The 17,091-nt window shown below is 63.5% G+C and carries 15 protein-coding genes and 1 tRNA gene; 13 read left to right on the top strand and 3 right to left on the bottom strand.

The genetic code is table 11. From position 1 onward, the window contains the following. Positions 1–103: 103 nt before the first annotated feature. Together FJY68_10030 and FJY68_10025 are read left to right on the top strand one after the other, a co-directional pair. Complete coding sequence (locus tag FJY68_10030; protein MBM3332165.1) at positions 104–844, top strand: T9SS type A sorting domain-containing protein; 741 nt, start codon at positions 104–106, stop codon at positions 842–844. A 263-nt stretch (positions 845–1,107) separates the two neighbouring features. Then, positions 1,108–2,007, top strand: coding sequence for a DMT family transporter (locus FJY68_10025; protein MBM3332164.1), 900 nt, complete (start codon positions 1,108–1,110; stop codon positions 2,005–2,007). Here FJY68_10025 and FJY68_10020 read toward each other — a convergent pair. Continuing rightward, positions 2,004–2,336 (bottom strand): diguanylate cyclase, encoded by a 333-nt coding sequence (locus FJY68_10020; GenBank protein MBM3332163.1) that lies wholly within the window; start codon positions 2,334–2,336, stop codon positions 2,004–2,006. The genes FJY68_10025 and FJY68_10020 overlap by 4 nt on opposite strands. Positions 2,337–2,863: 527 nt before the next feature. Here FJY68_10020 and FJY68_10015 point away from each other — a divergent pair. From FJY68_10015 to FJY68_09975, 9 genes are all read left to right on the top strand, one after another. Further along, on the top strand, positions 2,864–3,517 hold the full coding sequence (locus FJY68_10015) for a protein-L-isoaspartate(D-aspartate) O-methyltransferase (protein ID MBM3332162.1): 654 nt from the start codon (positions 2,864–2,866) through the stop codon (positions 3,515–3,517). Positions 3,518–3,787: 270 nt separating this feature from the next. Next, positions 3,788–3,861, top strand: a tRNA-Pro gene (locus FJY68_10010). Beyond that, complete coding sequence (gene hpt, locus FJY68_10005; GenBank protein ID MBM3332161.1) at positions 3,816–4,472, top strand: hypoxanthine phosphoribosyltransferase; 657 nt, start codon at positions 3,816–3,818, stop codon at positions 4,470–4,472. The genes FJY68_10010 and hpt overlap by 46 nt, the downstream gene beginning before the upstream one ends. A gap of 139 nt (positions 4,473–4,611) precedes the next feature. Then, positions 4,612–6,387, top strand: a complete 1,776-nt coding sequence (gene ade / locus FJY68_10000) for an adenine deaminase (GenBank protein ID MBM3332160.1) — start codon at positions 4,612–4,614, stop codon at positions 6,385–6,387. A 3-nt stretch (positions 6,388–6,390) separates the two neighbouring features. After that, a complete protein-coding gene (locus FJY68_09995; protein MBM3332159.1) occupies positions 6,391–6,837 on the top strand; it encodes a TIGR00725 family protein in 447 nt (148 codons plus the stop codon). A gap of 87 nt (positions 6,838–6,924) precedes the next feature. Then, the gene (locus FJY68_09990) at positions 6,925–8,418 is read left to right on the top strand and encodes an aldehyde dehydrogenase family protein (GenBank protein MBM3332158.1); all 1,494 of its coding nucleotides are present in this window, start codon (positions 6,925–6,927) and stop codon (positions 8,416–8,418) included. A gap of 108 nt (positions 8,419–8,526) precedes the next feature. Then, a complete protein-coding gene (locus FJY68_09985) occupies positions 8,527–8,922 on the top strand; it encodes a hypothetical protein (protein MBM3332157.1) in 396 nt (131 codons plus the stop codon). Between the two features lie 81 nt (positions 8,923–9,003). Continuing rightward, the gene (locus FJY68_09980) at positions 9,004–11,163 is read left to right on the top strand and encodes a TonB-dependent receptor (protein ID MBM3332156.1); all 2,160 of its coding nucleotides are present in this window, start codon (positions 9,004–9,006) and stop codon (positions 11,161–11,163) included. Between the two features lie 364 nt (positions 11,164–11,527). After that, positions 11,528–12,724 (top strand): tetratricopeptide repeat protein, encoded by a 1,197-nt coding sequence (locus FJY68_09975; GenBank protein MBM3332155.1) that lies wholly within the window; start codon positions 11,528–11,530, stop codon positions 12,722–12,724. Between the two features lie 469 nt (positions 12,725–13,193). On the opposite strand, the gene FJY68_09970 is transcribed toward FJY68_09975, so the two are convergent. Beyond that, positions 13,194–14,933, bottom strand: coding sequence for a PQQ-like beta-propeller repeat protein (locus FJY68_09970; protein ID MBM3332154.1), 1,740 nt, complete (start codon positions 14,931–14,933; stop codon positions 13,194–13,196). Between the two features lie 312 nt (positions 14,934–15,245). Between FJY68_09970 and FJY68_09965 the strand changes: the two genes are divergently transcribed. Both FJY68_09965 and FJY68_09960 read left to right on the top strand, forming a co-directional pair. Beyond that, complete coding sequence (locus FJY68_09965) at positions 15,246–15,503, top strand: DUF4160 domain-containing protein (GenBank protein MBM3332153.1); 258 nt, start codon at positions 15,246–15,248, stop codon at positions 15,501–15,503. Then, positions 15,496–15,768, top strand: a complete 273-nt coding sequence (locus tag FJY68_09960; protein ID MBM3332152.1) for a DUF2442 domain-containing protein — start codon at positions 15,496–15,498, stop codon at positions 15,766–15,768. The genes FJY68_09965 and FJY68_09960 overlap by 8 nt, the downstream gene beginning before the upstream one ends. Positions 15,769–15,960: 192 nt before the next feature. Here FJY68_09960 and FJY68_09955 read toward each other — a convergent pair whose 3' ends face one another. Further along, positions 15,961–17,049, bottom strand: coding sequence for a hypothetical protein (locus FJY68_09955; GenBank protein MBM3332151.1), 1,089 nt, complete (start codon positions 17,047–17,049; stop codon positions 15,961–15,963). Positions 17,050–17,091 lie beyond the last annotated feature (42 nt).

Genomic DNA, 17,091 nt, shown 5'->3' with positions numbered 1-17,091 from the left:
GAGTGCACTGGAACGGTCCGCGTCACCGAAAGAAATTGACGCAACAGAGAGAGTTGCCTAAAGTGATGTGGGAGCCGCTAGGAATTTCAACTAACCGAGGGACATGCTCTATCGGATTCTATTTAGTAAAGTGTCCCCGAAATCCCCCCGGTCTGGCCCCTCGCCGCAAGCACCTGGCCGGCCAAGGTCGGGTCTAAGGCTGGTAGAAACGCACCAGGAGGACCCTATGAGATTGTCATTGATGGTAATGAGCCTGGGTTTGGCGCTGGCCTGGGCAACAGTAGTTCCGGTCAGCATCGCCGAGTATGCCTTCACTCCGACTCCTGCAAACGTGGTGCAGGGGGACACGGTGGTGTGGACCAACAACGGCGCGTTCACCCATACGAGCACCAGCGGCGTCGGTGGTGTCCCTGACGGGATATGGGACTCCGGCCTGCTGGGCCCCGGCGCAAGCTACAGCCGGGTGTTCAACGACCCCGGCACCTTTCCCTACTACTGCCAGCCTCACTACCTCTCGATGTCCGGCTCGGTCGTTGTCAGTCCCGCGACCGGCTTTGAACAGAACGGGCCGGATGTCGTGACGACAGCGCATCTAGTGGCGGTCAGTCCCAACCCGTTCCGCTCCGCCACCGCCATCAGGTTCATGCCGAGGGGAAAAGGCCACGTGAGCCTCTCCATCCTCGACGCGCAGGGCCGAGTCGTGCGATTCCTTGACGCGGGACTGACCTCGGCAACGTGGGACGGAGCCGGCCGGGACGGGCACCCGGTGCCCGCCGGCGTGTACCTTCTGCGGCTTGACCAGGGCGGCAGCGCTAGCTACGCCCGGCTGGTCAAAGCGCGATAGAATCCGGCGACCAACAACATGCGAGCCGGGCCCGCGTCCGGCTCCCGCCGTCGTGGCGACGGATAGCGGCTACATCAGGCCCGTCGTCTGCAATCTGCAATCCGAAATGCCTCGTGGGAGCTTCCCGAAATGGGGTGACTATCCTTGACGGATTAGGAGTTAAGTAACGTGTCCCTGAAACTCCCCCTGAAACTCCCCGAATGGCGGCTCTCGGGCCAGGCGGTCTTGCTTGACAGTCGCGGATTTGCCGCGAGAGTCTAGCGATGGCGGTTTCGCGCCCCCGCGTCCTCGCCGGCCTTGGGGCCGGCGTCGTGGTTCTCTCGTTCGCCTCGGTCATCATCCGGGTCACGCCCGCGCCCAGCGCAGTAGTCGCCGCCGGGCGCATGGTTGTGGCGATGCTGGTCCTCACTCCTTTCTTCTGGGCGCGGTTCCGGGGCCGGCGGGCCGAGTTCGCCGGACTGCCGGTGTGGCCGCTGGTGGTGTCGGGCGTGCTGCTCGCCGCTCACTTCGCAGTCTGGATCGAGTCACTGAACCGCACGACGGTCGCGAGTTCGGTCGTGCTGGTGGCGATGAACCCCATCTTCGTGGCCGCGCTGTCGCCCCTGGTTCTGAGGGAAAAAGTGTCGTGGCGGCTCGTACTGGCCGTGGTTCTCGGAGTGATCGGCGCCGCGTTCATCGCCGGGCCTCAGCTCAAGTCAACGGCGGTCACGGTCGGCAACCTGATGGCCCTGGCCGGGGCGGCCTGCGCGGGCGGGTACCTGATGGCCGGACGCAGCGTCAGGCCCCGTCTGTCGCTCGTCTCATACATATACGTGGTCTACGGCATCGCGGCCGCAGTCCTGTTCGGGTATGCGCTTGCAAGCGGAACCCGGCTGACCGGTCATTCCGGCCGGGCGTGGCTGTTCATCTTCCTGCTCGGGCTGGGTCCGCAATTGCTCGGCCACACCAGTTTCAACTGGGCGCTTAGGTACGTGTCCGCGCCGACCGTCGCCATGGCGGTGCTGGGTGAGCCGGTTGGCACGACCCTGCTTGCGTGGCTTCTGCTGCGGCAGCCGCCTACTCTTTTCGAGATAGTCGGCGGCGCAATTGTCTGCGGGGGCATCTACCTCGCGGCCAGCGATATCGCGGCGGCGCCGGATGCGACCCTGGACGCCGCGACCTAGTCGCGCCGGAAGTGGGGGAGAGACTCAGGGAGTTCGAACGAGAGTTCCACGAGTCCGGCGAACTCACCGTCCTTGTACCAGGGCGACTGGTAGATGAATTTCTTCCTGCCGTTCTTCTCGATCGTGTAGACGTTACTCTTCTCGGTGGCAAGCAGTTCGGCCAGCTTGGTTCGGGCAGGTTCGGGGTGGCAGTCGAGCGCGTTCTTTCCGACCAGGTTGCCGGAGAATGTGCTCTTCGCCTTGTCGTTCATTTCGAGGATGATTCCGCAGCGGTCGCAGACGGTGATGGCGGCGGGAAACTCGCGCGACCAATTGGGGTTGTCGTTCATCGCGTGCAGTGTACAAGCACTGGAATCAATGTCCATGAGGAACGCAGAGAAACTCGAATCGCCGGAGTCGATGAAGCCGCCGATGAACGCAGATGGACGCAGATAGAGTCTGGAGCCGAACCGCAGGCAGGGAAGATGTGACCGCAGACGAACGCGGATGTGGTTCCGAACCCGGTGTTCCCATCGGCGTTGATCGGCGTGCATTGACGGCCAGAATCCGAGCTGCGCACAACCGCCGATGAACGCAGATGGACGCAGATAGAGTCCGGAGCCGAATCGCAGGCAGCGGAGATGTAACCGCCGATGAACGCAGATGGACGCAGATAGAGTTGGGAGCCGATCCTAGGGCAGGAGAGATGTGGCCGCAGACGAACGCGGATGTGGCTCCGAACCAGGTGTTCCCATCGGCGTTGATTGACGTGCATCGGCGGCGATGGTCTTCATTTCCCGTCCGTGCTCCGTGGTTCGTGACGTCTGGGCTTGGATTAGTTCATTGACCAACCCTGCGGCGTTTCTATACTGAGGCGATGGACAACTACGTTCAGGCCCGGAAGCGGATGGTCGAGGAGCAGATTGCGGCGCGGGGCGTCCGCGACCCGCGGGTGCTGGCGGCGATGGCGGCGATACCGCGGCACATCTTCGTCCCGGAAGGACAGTGGCACCACGCGTACGAGGACCATCCACTTCCGCTGGCGGACGGCCAGACTGTCTCGCAACCCTTCATTGTCGCCGCGATGACCGAGGCTCTGGAGTTGACCCCGGAGTGCAAGGTACTGGAAATCGGCACCGGCTCCGGCTACCAGGCGGCGGTCCTTGCGAGCGTCGCCAGGATGGTTTACACCGTGGAGATAATCAAAGACCTCTCAGTCCGGGCGAGTCTGATCCTCCGGCGGCTGGACATCCGGAACGTGCGCTTTCGGGTGGGAGACGGCCACGGCGGCTGGCCGGAGTTCGCTCCCTATGACCGCATCATCGTGACCGCCGCCGCCGAAACCATGCCCTATCCACTGGCCGAACAGCTGGTTGACGGCGGGAAGATGATCGTTCCCGTGGGGCCGCCGGGCTCGCAGGTACTCACCTTGCTGGCGAAGCACGGTAAGAAGACCGTCCAGCGTCACCTGATGGGTGTTGCCTTCGTGCCGTTCGTCCGCAACGGCGAAGGACGAGGGACCAGGGACTAGGGGATCCCCATATCCGACACTGAGCCACCAAGGCCACGGAACGGATGGGTGCGGCAGAATCTCTTCCTTGAATTCATCCGATCTCGTGTCTTCGTGGCCGTCAATTCCGGGGTCAGGGGGCTGGTATATGTTGACTGCCAGGGGTTTTGACCTATGATAGGAGCGGGTTCAAGGTTTCATGGGTTCAAGGTCTCAGGTGCCGCGTCCCAAACCGCTGCTCCTGCCGGAACCCCGGAACCCTCGAACCCTCGGACACATTTCGTTTTGTTTCGGGGTGTAGCGCAGCTGGTTAGCGCGCTTGGTTCGGGACCAAGAGGTCGCTGGTTCAAATCCAGTCACCCCGACTTCTCCGAAAGGAGATCCACAGATTACACAGATTGCACCGATCGGTTCCCGAAGGGAATCTGTGGTATCTGCGGAATCTGTGGATAGAAACCCGGGCCTTCCGGCCGTACTTCTCACTGAGGAACAAATCGCCACGCGGGTCCGCGAGCTGGCCGAGCAGATTTCGGCCGACTATGCGGGCCGTGAGCTGCTGGTCATCGGCGTCCTGAAGGGTTCCTGGGTCTTCCTCGCCGACCTCGTCCGATTGCTGACCGTCCCCCTGGCCGTCGACTTCACCATGGTCTCGAGCTACGGGGCAAACACCGAAAGCTCAGGCGAGGTCAAGACCGTGCTCGACGTCAAGTGCCGGGTTGAGGGGCGTGACGTCCTCGTGGTGGAGGACATCATCGATACGGGATTGACGCTCAACTACATCGTTGACAATCTGAGGCTTAGACAGCCGAGGAGTCTGAAGATTGTCGCGCTGATGGACAAGCCGGCCCGCCGTCGGGTTGGTATCAGCGCCGACTACGTGGGGTTCGAGGTGCCGGACAGGTTCGTCGTGGGGTACGGAGTAGACCTCGCCGAGCAATACCGCGCACTGCCCTACGTCGGCTACATTGAGGAATGAGGTGAAGGGAGCGAATCCCGGGATGTGAGCCACGAAGGCACGAATCGGATGAAACGAACTGACCAGTTTCGGAATCCGTCCGTTTCGTGGCTTTCGTGTTTTCGTGGCGTCCATTCGGGTTCCGACGAAAGGATGAAGCATGAAGGCTGAAAGAAGGAAGTTGCGGAAGTCCGAAACGCGAAGCGCGAAGCCTGAATCGAACGTCGAGAGTCTGCTGGCCGTCGCGCGCGGAGAAGAACCGGCTGACCTCATCCTCGCCAACGGCCGCGTCGTCAATGTATTCACCGGCCAGACCGGACGCGCCAACGTCGCCATCAAGGATGGTAAGATCGCCGGGGTCGGGCCGGAGTACACGAAGGGGCTCGAGTGCTATGACCTCGCGGACCAGTACATCCTGCCCGGATTCATCGACGGCCACATCCACATCGAGAGCTCTCTTCTGTCCTTGCACGAGTTCGCGCGTCTTGCCCTGATACACGGGACGACAACGGTCGTCGCGGACCCGCACGAGATCGCCAACGTGCTGGGTGTCGCCGGCGTGAAGTACATGCTCAAGGCGAGCGAGGGGATGCCGCTGGACGTTCTACTGATGGCCCCTTCTTGCGTGCCGGCAACCAGCATGGAGACGTCCGGCGCCTGCGTGTCGGCGAAGGATACCGCCGCCCTGTTGAAGCTGGACCGCGTCATTGGGCTGGCTGAGATGATGAACTACCCCGGCGTCGCTTTCGCCGATAAAGAAGTGCTGGCCAAGCTGCTGGCGGCGAAGGAGATGGGCAAGCCGATTGACGGGCACGCGCCGGGCGTGGTCGGCCAGCTCCTGCAGGCGTACATCGCGGCCGGCGTTGGTTCGGACCATGAGTGCGTCGGGCCGCACGAGGCGCTGGAGAAGCTGGGTTCGGGCATGAGGGTGATGGTGCGTGAGGGATCGGCCGCGAGGAACCTGACCGGGTTGCTGCCCGTAGTCAACGACTTCAACATGCGGCGGTGCTGTTTTGTCACCGACGACAAGCACCCGGAAGAACTGCTCCGCCACGGCTACCTCGACGCCACACTGCGGAAGGCGGTTTCACAGGGTTTGAGCGCCGCGGCTGCCGTCCAGATGGTGACGTTGAACGCGGCCGAGTGCTTCGGACTCAAGGATAGAGGAGCAGTCGCGCCCGGGTACGCCGCCGACGTGGTGGTGGTCGGGGACCTTGCGCGCTTCAACGTCCGGATGGTGCTCAAGAACGGCCGCCCAGTAGCACAGGATCGGAAGCTGCTCGTCAAGCTGCCCGTCCTCAAGGACAAGTCCGTGACGGGCACGGTGAAGATCAGGAATCTAACCGCCAGGAGCTTCGCCATCAAGGCGCAGGGCGACCTTGCACGCGTGATACGGCTCGTGCCTGACCAGATCCTCACCGAGAAACACACGCACGCCGTCGCAGTGCAGAAGGGATTGGTTGTCGTCGACACGGAGCGCGACATACTCAAGCTGGCCGTCATCGAGCGGCACAAGGCGAGCGGCCGCATCGGGCTGGGCCTGGTGTCAGGGTTCGGGTTGAAGAAAGGCGCTCTCGCCACCACGGTTGCGCACGATTCGCACAACATCATCATCGTCGGCACGAATGACGCGGACATGCTCAAGGCGGCAAAGGAACTGAAGCGGATGGGCGGCGGGTTGGTGGCGATTGCCGGCGGCAAGGTTGCCGCAGCCCTGGCGCTGCCAATTGCCGGCCTCATGTCGGACCGGCCGGCCGAGGAGGTGGCAGAGAACCTGACGAAGTTGCTCGACAAGGCTCACGTCTGGGGCTCGCGCCTGGCCAACCCCTTTGTGACGCTTTCTTTCCTGGCTCTGCCTGTCATCCCAGAACTGAAGCTCACCGACCGTGGGTTGGTAGACGTGAGCCAGTTCAAGACGGTGTCTTTGTTCGAGTAGCGGATGTCGGCTCGCAGGTACATCGGCGTAATCGGCGCGGGCGAGTGCGATACTGAGCTGGCGCGGGTGGCCGAGGATGTGGGAGGACGGATTGCGGCGGCCGGGGCCGTGTTGGTCTGCGGCGGAATGGGCGGCGTGATGGAGGCGGCGTGCCGGGGCGCGAAGGCCGCGGGTGGCACGACGATTGGAATTCTGCCCGGCCCTGACCGCGCCGACGCCAACCGGTACGTCGACGTTGCCATCGCGACTGGAATCAACGAGGCGCGGAATCTCGCCATCATCCGGACCGCTGATGCCCTCATTGCAGTTGGCGGGTCCTACGGTACGCTATCGGAGATCGGATTCGCCCTGAAAGCGGGCAAGAAGGTGGTCGGGCTCAGGACGTGGGAGATCAAGGGCATCGTTCCGGCCGTGACGGCGGAGGATACTGTCCGATTGGTAACGGACTGAAGGCGGAGGCAAAGTTGAAAGTGGGAAATCCCAAGTCGGGACTTCGACATTTCTACTTTCTCCTTTCCCCATAGCAAAGGAGACCCTGTGGCAACGGAGTACAAGAACTTCATTGGCGGAAAGTACGTGCCGGCGAAGTCCGGCAGGACCTATGAGAACCGGAACCCGGCCGACACCGACGACCTGGTCGGCATGTTCCCGTCGTCCGACGCGGCCGACGTGGCCGACGCCGTGGCTGCGGCCAGGGCGGCCTATCCGAAGTGGAAGGCGACCCCTGCTCCGGCGCGCGGCGAGATCATGCGCCGGGCGACCGAGAAGTTGATTGCCCGCAAGGAAGAGTGCGCGAAGATAGCGACGCGCGAGATGGGCAAGGTGCTCAAAGAGACGCGCGGCGACGTGCAGGAGGCGATCGACACCGGCCTGTACGCGGCAGGCGAGAGCCGCCGGCTATGGGGCACGGTCGTTCCGAGCGAGCTCGCGAACAAGATGGCCTTCGTAACGCGGCAGCCGATGGGCGTCTGGGGCATGATCTGCCCCTGGAACTTCCCGATGGCCATACCCTCATGGAAGCTCTTCCCGGCGCTCACCTGCGGTAACACCGCGGTCATCAAGCCGGCGACCCTGACCCCGGCGACGGTGCACGAGTTTGTGTCGGCGCTGGCCGAGGCGGGCGTGCCGGCCGGCGTCGTGAACATCGTCTACGGCGGCGGCGCGGCCGTCGGCGAGGCGCTGCTGAACCATCAGGACGTAAGCGGCATTTCCTTTACCGGCTCTTCCGATGTCGGCCGGCGCATCGCCGAGGTGTGCGGCCGGAGCCTGAAGCGCTGCTCGCTGGAACTCGGCGGCAAGAATGCGGAGATAGTGCTAGACGACGCGGACCTGGACCTGGCGCTCGAAGGCGTGCTCTGGGGCGCGTTCGGCACCACCGGCCAGCGCTGCACCGCGACCTCGCGGCTGATCGTCCAGGCCGGAGTCTACGACAAGCTGGTGGGAATGGTGGTCGAGCGGGCCAGGAAACTGAAGGTCGGCAACGGGCTCGACGAGAGCAACGAAGTAGGGCCGTGCGTGAGCGACGGCCAGCGCAACTCCGTCCACGGCTACGTGGAGATCGGTAAGCAGGAAGGGGCCAAGCTTCTCTGCGGCGGCGAGCCGCTCAAGGGCGGCGCGTACGACAAGGGCTTCTTCTACAAGCCGACCGTGTTCGGCGACGTCACGCCCGCGATGCGCATCGCCCGGGAAGAGATCTTCGGCCCCGTGCTCTCCTGCATCAAGGTCAGGGACTTCGAAGAGGCGGTGAGGGTGCTGAACGACACGCCCTACGGTTTGTCGTCGTCAATCTACACGCGCAATGTCAACCTGGCGATGAAGGCGATCGAGACTATCGAGTCGGGCATCACCTACGTCAACGCCCCGACTATCGGGGCCGAGTGCCACATGCCCTTCGGCGGGGTGAAGGATACGGGCAACGGCCACCGCGAGGGCGGCTGGACCGCGTACGACATCTTCTCCGAGCCGAAGACGGTTTACATCGACTACTCGGGCGCGCTCCAGAAGGCGCAGATAGACAACGCGGAGTACTAGGCCGTCGCCAGGGACGCTGACTGGCGACCCCCAGCTTTGGAGCCGGTACGGCCAGCAGGCGTGCCGGCTTTGACTCTCTCCGGGACAGCCGGTACAATGATTACGAGTATGCGTAGTCGTGCAGTAGCAATCCTGCTGGCGGTCTTCCTGGTCGCCGACATGGCGTTCTGCTGGGTCTGCTGTCCGCTCATACCGACCGCGGTTCCTGCTGCGGGCGGATGCTGTGGGGAAGAGCCGACCAGCCCTGGCTGCAGCATTCGCGAGGATTCCGGTAGCGCGGGCCGCCCCGGCTGTACTCAGGGCTGCTACGAGGCCTACGGCAGTTCGGTAGCGCGCCAGGGCACAGGTTCATCGGTTGGTTCCCATGGCTTCCTCGCCACCTGCCCGGTTGCCGACATCAGCAGGGGCGAGAACCCGGGGCCCAGCCTTCGCTGCTCGACTTCGCCTTCAGTTTCCGACCGCAGTTACCTGGCTCCGACTCCTCGCGGTCCGCCCGTCAACTGACTACCGAGTCCGGTTCCGTCTAACAACCGTTCGACCAGAGTTCGAGTGAGTGTCCGCGTCGTTCGATGATTGGAGTGTCAGATGAGATGTCCTGAGTTGACAGGAATACTGGCCGGTCTGCTGCTGGTGCTCAACGCAGCCTCGGCTGCCGGCTACGGGGCCATATCGGGGAAAGTGCTTGACGCCAACAACGGCGAGCCGGTTGCCGGGGCCAACGTTGTCCTGGAGCAGACCGAGCTGGGTGGCGCGACCGATGCCTGCGGATGTCTTGAGATCTCGCGGGTCCCAGCCGGGGCCTACTCCGCAACTGCTTCGGCGATCGGGTACGCGCCGGTCACGCACCGAGTGACCGTCACTGCCGGCGAAGTGGCCATACAGGACTTCCGTCTCGAGCCTGCGGCGGTGCCGATGCCCGGCGTCGAGGTCAGCGCGCCGGCCGCGGAGAAGCTGCTCGGGGACCGTGCTGCCGCAGCCGAGGTCGTTTCGAGCAAGGACATCGAGGCCAAGGGTGCCGTCAATCTGCAGGAGGCCCTTAAGTGCGAAGCCGGCGTCAGGGTCTCCTCGTGTTGTCCTAGCAGCAACGCGGCGGAGGTGCAGATTCAGGGACTGCCCGGAAAGTACACACAGGTCGTGATTGACGGTCTGCCGACCGTCACCGATCTCGGGTGCAATTACGGACTGCCGTTCGTCGCCTCGGCCGAGATTGAGCGCCTCGAAATCAGCAAGGGCCCGGGCACGATGCAGTACGGGTCCGATGCCTTTGGCGGCGTGGTGAATGTGGTCACGAAGTCTCTCGCCCGCAATGGCGGCTCGGTAGTTGCCGAGGTCGGGACCTTCGGTACCATGAACGTCAGCGCCACGGTCGGCGCGAAGATAGATGAGCTGGAAGCGAGCGCCGTGTTGAGCAAGAACCGGACCAGCGCTTCCGATGTCAACGGCGACGGCATCTCTGACTATGCCCAGTCCGACCGCGCGGCCTTCTCGGCGAAGCTCCGCCGGCAGTTCGGGTCGCGCCTGGTGGTCGGCCTGGGCGGCAGCTACTGGGCCGACGAACGGCACGGCGGCAGTCTCGACCGCATCGCCGGGCGGGCGCAAGTCGGGGCCTATGAGAATCCCAATCTGACAAGCTGGGCACCGGCATTCTCGCTCGACTGGCAGCCCGGCAGTACCAGCTCGTTCTCGGGCCGCGGTACCTACAGCAACTACCGGCAGCGCGTCTTCTCGGACGAGAAGTGGTTCACCGCCTATGAGGACGTCGTCTACGGCGAGGTTCAGTACGTGCAGATGCTGCCGTGGAACCAGCGTCTGGCGGCAACGCTCTCTAACCGCTACCAGAATCTGGCCGAGAACACCAGGCTGGGCACGAAGTCGGTGAACAACCTCGGCCTGGCGGTCGAAGACGAACTCAGCCTCGGTCGGTTCGGAATCGCGGGCCGCGCCCGGCTTGACCAGCACTCCGAACTGGGGCCGCGAGTAACGCCGAACGGTGCCGTCGTGTTCAGGCCGGGCGGCGGCTTCACGCTCCGCGCGACATATGGGGCCGGGTACAAGGCGCCACCTTCGTTCTCCAAGGTCACCCACTTCTGTCTGGAAGAGGGGCTTTTCACCGTACTCCAGAACCCTGACCTCCGCCCGGAGCGCTCCCGCGGCGCGAACCTCAGCGCCGAATATCGCAGCGCCGACCTGTCGGTCGCGACCTCGCTCTTCCGTACCGACATCGAGGACATGATTACCGACTCACTGGTGTCCCGCGATTCGGTCAGCGGCGTGTGGCGGTATCAGCACGTGAACCGGGGAGCCGTCGCCACCCAGGGACTGGAACTTAGCGCGGCCTTTCGTCCGGCACGCGGGCTCTCCCTGCGGTTGGGCTACCAACTGCTCGACGCCCGCGACAAGCTCAGGCGTGACCGGTTGCCCTACCGCTCGGTCCATTCGGGCAACTGGCAGGCCATCTACGCCTTCAGTCGCCTGCAGCTTGATCTCGTTCTCAGCGGCGAATATGTCGGCAGTATGCCGACTCAGCGCTTCGACGGCGACTCGCTCGTCGCCGGGCCGGCCTCTCCGGCCTACACGACATGGAACTGCCGCGTCAGCAAGGACCTTGGGGCAGGGTACTCGGTCTTCCTCGCCGCCAACAACCTGCTTGACTTCGTGCAGGATGACTGGCTGGCCGAGGACGTTCCGCTCTGGGGGCCGAGCCGGGGACGATACCTGATGGCCGGCCTGAAGCTGACATTCTAGCGCCAGAGGGGATGCGCCGGAAGGCGCAGATCGACAACGCGGAGTATCAGGGCCGGACGCGGGCGAAGCCAGAAGCCTGAATTCAGTTGCGCGGGGCGGACGCAAGTCTGCCTCGGTTTTTCTTGTAGCGACCAGGGGCGCGGTCAGGTTGTTGGAGCCGCTCCTCTGGCGAGCCGCCGGCAAGCGATTGACACGCGGTGAGGCGGGCGTAGAATCCTTGTGGATGCTCTTGTCCCTTCCGAGGTGGTCCTGCCCTGCTCTATCCCTCTCCCGTCTTCAACCGGGAACTGGTTCGGTCTGTCCGTCAGGGCCGAAAGGCAGCACGAAGAAACTGCACGCGGCGGCGCGGTACCGGGAGGATTGAATGGACTACCTTGACGGCCTGCCTCAGTCCAAGCCGGCAGTCAGGTCACATTTCACGCGGGGAAGGGCCGCGATGGCACAGTGCCTGTGGGATGAGGCGATCGCCCACTTTCAGGCGGCGATGAAGAGCGCAACCGGGACCGAGTTGGTCGCGCTCCACGGTCTGGTCGGACGCTGCCGGCAAACCTCGGGTCGGCTGGAGCAGGCCCTCGAAAGCTCCGAGGAGTCCGCCCGGGTGGCGGAGCAGTGCTCCGACAGACTGGGGCAGGCAGCCGCCCTGAACCGCGGCGGCGTGGTTCTCCGGGACCAGGGCAGGTTCGACCTGGCTCTGCAAAAGTCAGAAGCTGCGCTCCGGCTCGCGCGCGAAACCGGGGACCGTGCCGAGCAGTCGTCGGCGCTCTGTAACATCGGGGTCCTGCACTACGTCGGCGGCGAGCCTGTCAAGTCGCTGAGCTACTACGAGGACGCGCTGAAGCTGTACCAGGAGACCGGCGACCGGCACGGGCAGGCAATGGTCCTCAGCAACATCGGGCTCGTCAGCTCCGACGCCGGCCATCACGACCGGGCAGTGGAGTACTGCGAGATGTCACGGGCGCTGGCCCGGGAGATCCGCGACCGGCGGATCGAGACGGGCGCCATCGCCAACCTCGCGTTCCTGTGCTGGGACAAGACCAACTTCGGCAAGATACTCGAGTACCACGGGGCAGCGCTTGCGGTATCCCGCGAAACCGACGACCGCTGGGTGATGGCGAACTACCTGGGCAAGATCGCGACCATCCACCGCTGCCGGGGCGAACTGGACGAGGCGCTGACGTTCTACCGGCGCGCGCTGGACCTGGAGCGCGAGCTCGGTTATCAGGCAGGCGTGGCAACCGAACTGGCAAACATCGGGCTCATCCTCGTGGACCAGGGCCTGCACGAGCAGGCAGTGCCGATACTCGCCGAGTCGCTGGCCATCCTGCTGGCCCTGGGCGTGGCCCGCGGGCCGGGACAGGCCCTCTACGGTTTGTCCAGGTGCGACGACCGGCTGGGGCGGGAGCGCATGCGGGAACTGCTGGGGCAAACCGGCATGACGGACGCGAGCATTGCCGACCAGCTTGACCGAGTTGACCAGACGCGTCTCAAGAGGCCGTGGCAGAGACTCGGCCGGCAGGTCCCTTTCGTCCTTCCCCGTTCAGGGTCCGGAACCTCCTCCTAAGCACCGACGCCAGGGAATCCGCTGCCGGCGGGCAGGGGATGGAGGGCAGGAGAGGCCGGCCAGAGTCGGCTACCCCGGCGGCTTCAGGTCCGTATTCGGCCGCGGGATGGCCGAGAGCCGGGGTGTCAAATCGAAGGGAAGAGGGGTCGAGGAATCCAGTGGTCTAGTGATCCAGTGGTCAAGTGGTCGGCTGCTGACGGTCTGGCCAATCTTCAATCTACAATCTGCAATCTGAAATGCCTCTAGCTTGCGCTTGGGTTAGCTTGATGCTTGTGGCTTGGGGCTTCGTTCGTCCCCGAGACTCCCGGTTCACTATAATGAACCGCGGGGCTTGTACTCAGGAATAGGGGAGAGGAAGGAAGAGGCTGAGAGGAAAGGGACGAGAACTGGCCGGAAGCGGCCAACCGGCTTGCGCTGGCGGAAGGGAGCCGTCCGCGCGTTGAGACCCGATGCCGGCGTCCCTATCGTTCTATCGCCTTCCACCCTTGCGGCCGCTGTTCCTCGTGTCATGGTGGAACTTGGGCCACGGCGAATCAGCCAGAGTGCCGGATCCCTTGAGCGCGTACAGGTAACCATCGTTGCTGGTGAAGTAGACAGTCCCGTCAGGGCCGATACTCGGCGCGGATCTGACGTCGCCGTCGGTCTCGTATCGCCACTTCAGCGTACCGTCCGGGTTCAGCGCATAGAGGGAGTTGTCCTGCGAGCCCACGTAGACCGTGCCGTCGGAGCTGATTGCCGGGGAGGAATAGGTGATGTACCCGCCGGTCTGGTAGCTCCATTTCACTGAGCCGTCCGGGTTCAGGGCGTAGAGGTAGCTGTCGTGCGATCCGATGTAGACCGTGCCGTCGGGCGCAATTGCCGGGGAGGACCGGACATCGCCGCCGGCCATCAGAGACCACTTGCGGGTGCCATCAGGATTCAGCGCGTGGAAGCTCTCATTCATCCGGTTCAGGTCCGAGCCGCAGTAGACCGTGCCGTCAGAGCCGATGGCCGGTGAAGCGTAGTAGAAGTTGTCCAGAAGATCCAGGTGCCACTTCTGCGTTCCGTCCGGGTTCAGCGCGTAGAAGCGGTGGTCGGCGGAGCCGAAATAGACCGTGCCGTCAGTCGCAACGGCCGGGGATGCGGTGACATCATTCTCGGTCAGAAAGCCCCATTTGAGGATCCCGTCCGGGCTGATGGCGTATAGGAACTCCCCGGTTGTGCCGACATAGACCGTGCCGTCGTCGGCAATGGCCGGAGAGGAGCGCACCGACCCCGCCATCGGAATGCGCCACCTGAGGTCGCCGTTCGGGTAGAGGGCGTACAGGCCGCCGGTCGAGCCGACATAGACCGTACCGTCGGTAGCGACGGCCGGGGAGGAGCGCACCGACCCCTGGGTCAGATAGCGCCACTTGAGGGTACCGTCGGGATTGACTGCGTAGAGCGAGTTGTCATATGACCCGACGTAGATGGTGCCGTCCGGACCGATTGCCGGCGACGAGTACGAGTAAGTCGCTTCGCCGGACGCTATCGGGAAGCGCCAGATGCGCAGCGTGTCCGGCGGACGGATGACGATGCTGTGCGGGGCGGACCATAGGGACGGCGCATTGCCGGTGTCTTTGGCCTGCGCCGTTACCGCGTAGGTGTCGGGCGCGGCCCATGCGTGACTCATACTCACCGACTCGCCGGAGGCGACGAAAGCGCTCCACTCAGACGTGTCGCCGTCGCCCCACGCGAACCGGATCGCCACCATGATGCTGTATGGTTGGAGGGCGGCGGCCTTGAAAGTGTAGGCAGAGTCCTGGCCCCCTCGGTCCGGACCCGACGGTGCCGCCGACGGGGCGGGCGTCCGGCGCACCACTACCGGTGTCGATGGCGCGCCGGCCCAGTCGGAACTGAGGAGCTTCTGGTCCCTCGCCTGGACGACGATCCTGTATGTCCCCTCGTTGAACCACGCGTGAGTCAGCGCAATCGTGTCCCCGCTTGCGAACCAGCCGGACCAGCTCGAGACCGAGGAATCGCCCCAATCGAAGCGGACGGCCACGCTATCGCCGTCAGGGTCGGTGGCAATTGCGGTGAAGGTGTAACTCGTATCCTCGAGATAGACTTCGGGGCCGGCCGACACGGCCGTCACCTCCGGCGGGTGGTTCTTCTTGCAGCCCATGAACAACGCCATGGCTGCCAGCAGCAGGAATAGCTTCATCACAGGACCTCCTGTTCGCTGGCACATGATAGGACTGCATTCCGGTATTGTCAACCGTCTTCTCGCACAACCGGGTCAAGGCCAATGTCGCTGTCAGCCGCCAGTAGACGGCCGATGGCTTCCGGCTCACGGCTGACAGCTTGAGGCCCGCGCGGGCTGCGCCCGCGCCAATCTGCAGTCTGCAGTCTGCAATGCCTCGGAGGATGTCCCTTAGCTTCCCGAAATGGGATGCTTGATTCTCCTGATTTCCCCTGATTCTCGCCGGCCGTGTCGTCGGTAGCTTACCGCTTGCTTCGGTTCCGACTTGACAGTCTGCGGTGTCCTGCTATTCTGCTTCCGATGCCCACGATTCTGCTCATACTCGGCTGGCGGTTCTACTTCTACTCAAACGAAGGGCACGAACCGATTCACATTCACTGCAGCAAGGCCGACTCCGAGGCGAAGTACTGGCTCGACGCCGGCGCATTCGAGATAACGGAGGCCTACGCCTACGGCATGAGTCCGGCGGACCGCAGAACGGTGCGGAGCATCATCTTCCAGCACTTCGACTACATCATAGCGGAATGGAAGCGCTTTCAGGATCTCAAAGATGACTAAGGCTCATGAAGTCAGTGACGTCAGGATTAGCGGAACGACGCTGACGATGGACGTCGACGGCCGGCAATACCGGTTTGACCTGGCGAAGCTGTCCAAGCGGCTGGCCTGCGCTACGCAGGCGCAGCGGGACAGGTTCGAACTTTCGCCGTACGGTATTCACTGGCCGGAAATCGACGAAGACCTGTCGATCGACGGCCTGCTTGGCATCGTCCATGCGCCCGTGAACGAGGCCGTCGCCAGCGTGGCCGACCGACCTCGGTCCTGACTCGACCGGTCCGCAGCGGTCAGCCGGCTTGAGCTTGTGCTTGGGCTAGCTGGAGGCTTGAGGCCAGCGGGCTACGCCCGCGCCAATCTGCAATGCCTCGTGGGAGCTTCCCGAGGTGGCGTGCCCGTCCCTGGTTTCCCCTAGTTACCTGGACGCGCGAAAACGGTTGCCGGCGCCGATAGGCCGCGGTTCCTACTCGCGCGAGCGCTTCAGCTCGGTCAACCTCACTTCAACCGCGCTAGTGAAAGCATCGAAAGACGCTCGCTTGGCCGGATGCAGCGCCTGACCGGGGTTGACATGGACACAGTCGGCGACCCTGGTCTTGACTTCCAACTCGGTACGGTCGTTCCATATCTTCCCTTGGCTTTCAAACACCTTCCTCAGTCGATCACTCCACTTGGCCTTGCCGTGCCGGAACTGCTTCACTGAAAGTGAGATTCGGTACGCATTCTCGATGGCAGCCCGATAGACGTCCACGTCAAGCAAGTCTTCGATTTCCGAGTTGGTCATGCCCGGGCAGCTTGCGAGGTGATAGTCGGCATCGGTGACTAGGCCCGCGACCCAAGCATCCTCAATTGCTGTCCGTCCTGTGTCGTCGTTGTCGAGAAAGCAGTGGTACAGGGCTAGCGAGTCGCGAAGAATACCCAGTTGGTATGTCAGCTTGCTGCCTCCCGCCAGCGCAGACACGGCAATGGCGCCGTCGCGGAACGCCGTCTGCAGCGAGCCCGGAGCGATGCCCAAGATGGCATCCAGCATGACCTTGTCGCTCATACCTTCCACAACCAGGACCAACTCCGCGTGGCGTAGGTTATCTGAGGCGCGTACCCCGAGTACATCGCGCACTTCCTGAATGGACCTGGCAGCGCGTGCGTGACCTTCGAAAACTACTACGTTCTGCTGAATATCAGCACGATCGACGAAGAGAGGGCAGTGCGTGGTGAGCACAACCTGATGCCGTCGCGACAGGTCATCCAGCACCGCCTTCAGTTCGTGGATGGCCCGAGGATGGAGGTGCGATTCCGGTTCCTCTACCGCGACAACAAGGTTGCGCGCAGACCCTCGCCTATCCGAGGCATGGCGCATCAGCGCGAGCGCAGCCAGGCTCTGCACTCCATCGCCCTTGTATGCCAAGAGGGTTGAAGCGCCGTCGTCTACGAATATCTCGCATGCACGACGGAAAGCGTTAGACCTTCTCTCCGCGCTAATCTGGAGCTTCACATCTCGCGAGCATGTCCCTCGGTTAGTTGAAATTCCTAGCGGCTCCCACATCACTTTAGGCAACTCTCTCTGTTGCGTCAATTTCTTTCGGTGACGCGGACCGTT

It is taken from the genome of candidate division WOR-3 bacterium (assembly GCA_016867815.1).
GTDB lineage: Bacteria > Hydrothermota > Tepidihabitantia > Tepidihabitantales > Tepidihabitantaceae > UBA2258.
The sequence above is the reverse complement of the archived record's forward strand: the minus strand, read 5'-3'. Positions and strand labels throughout refer to the sequence as shown.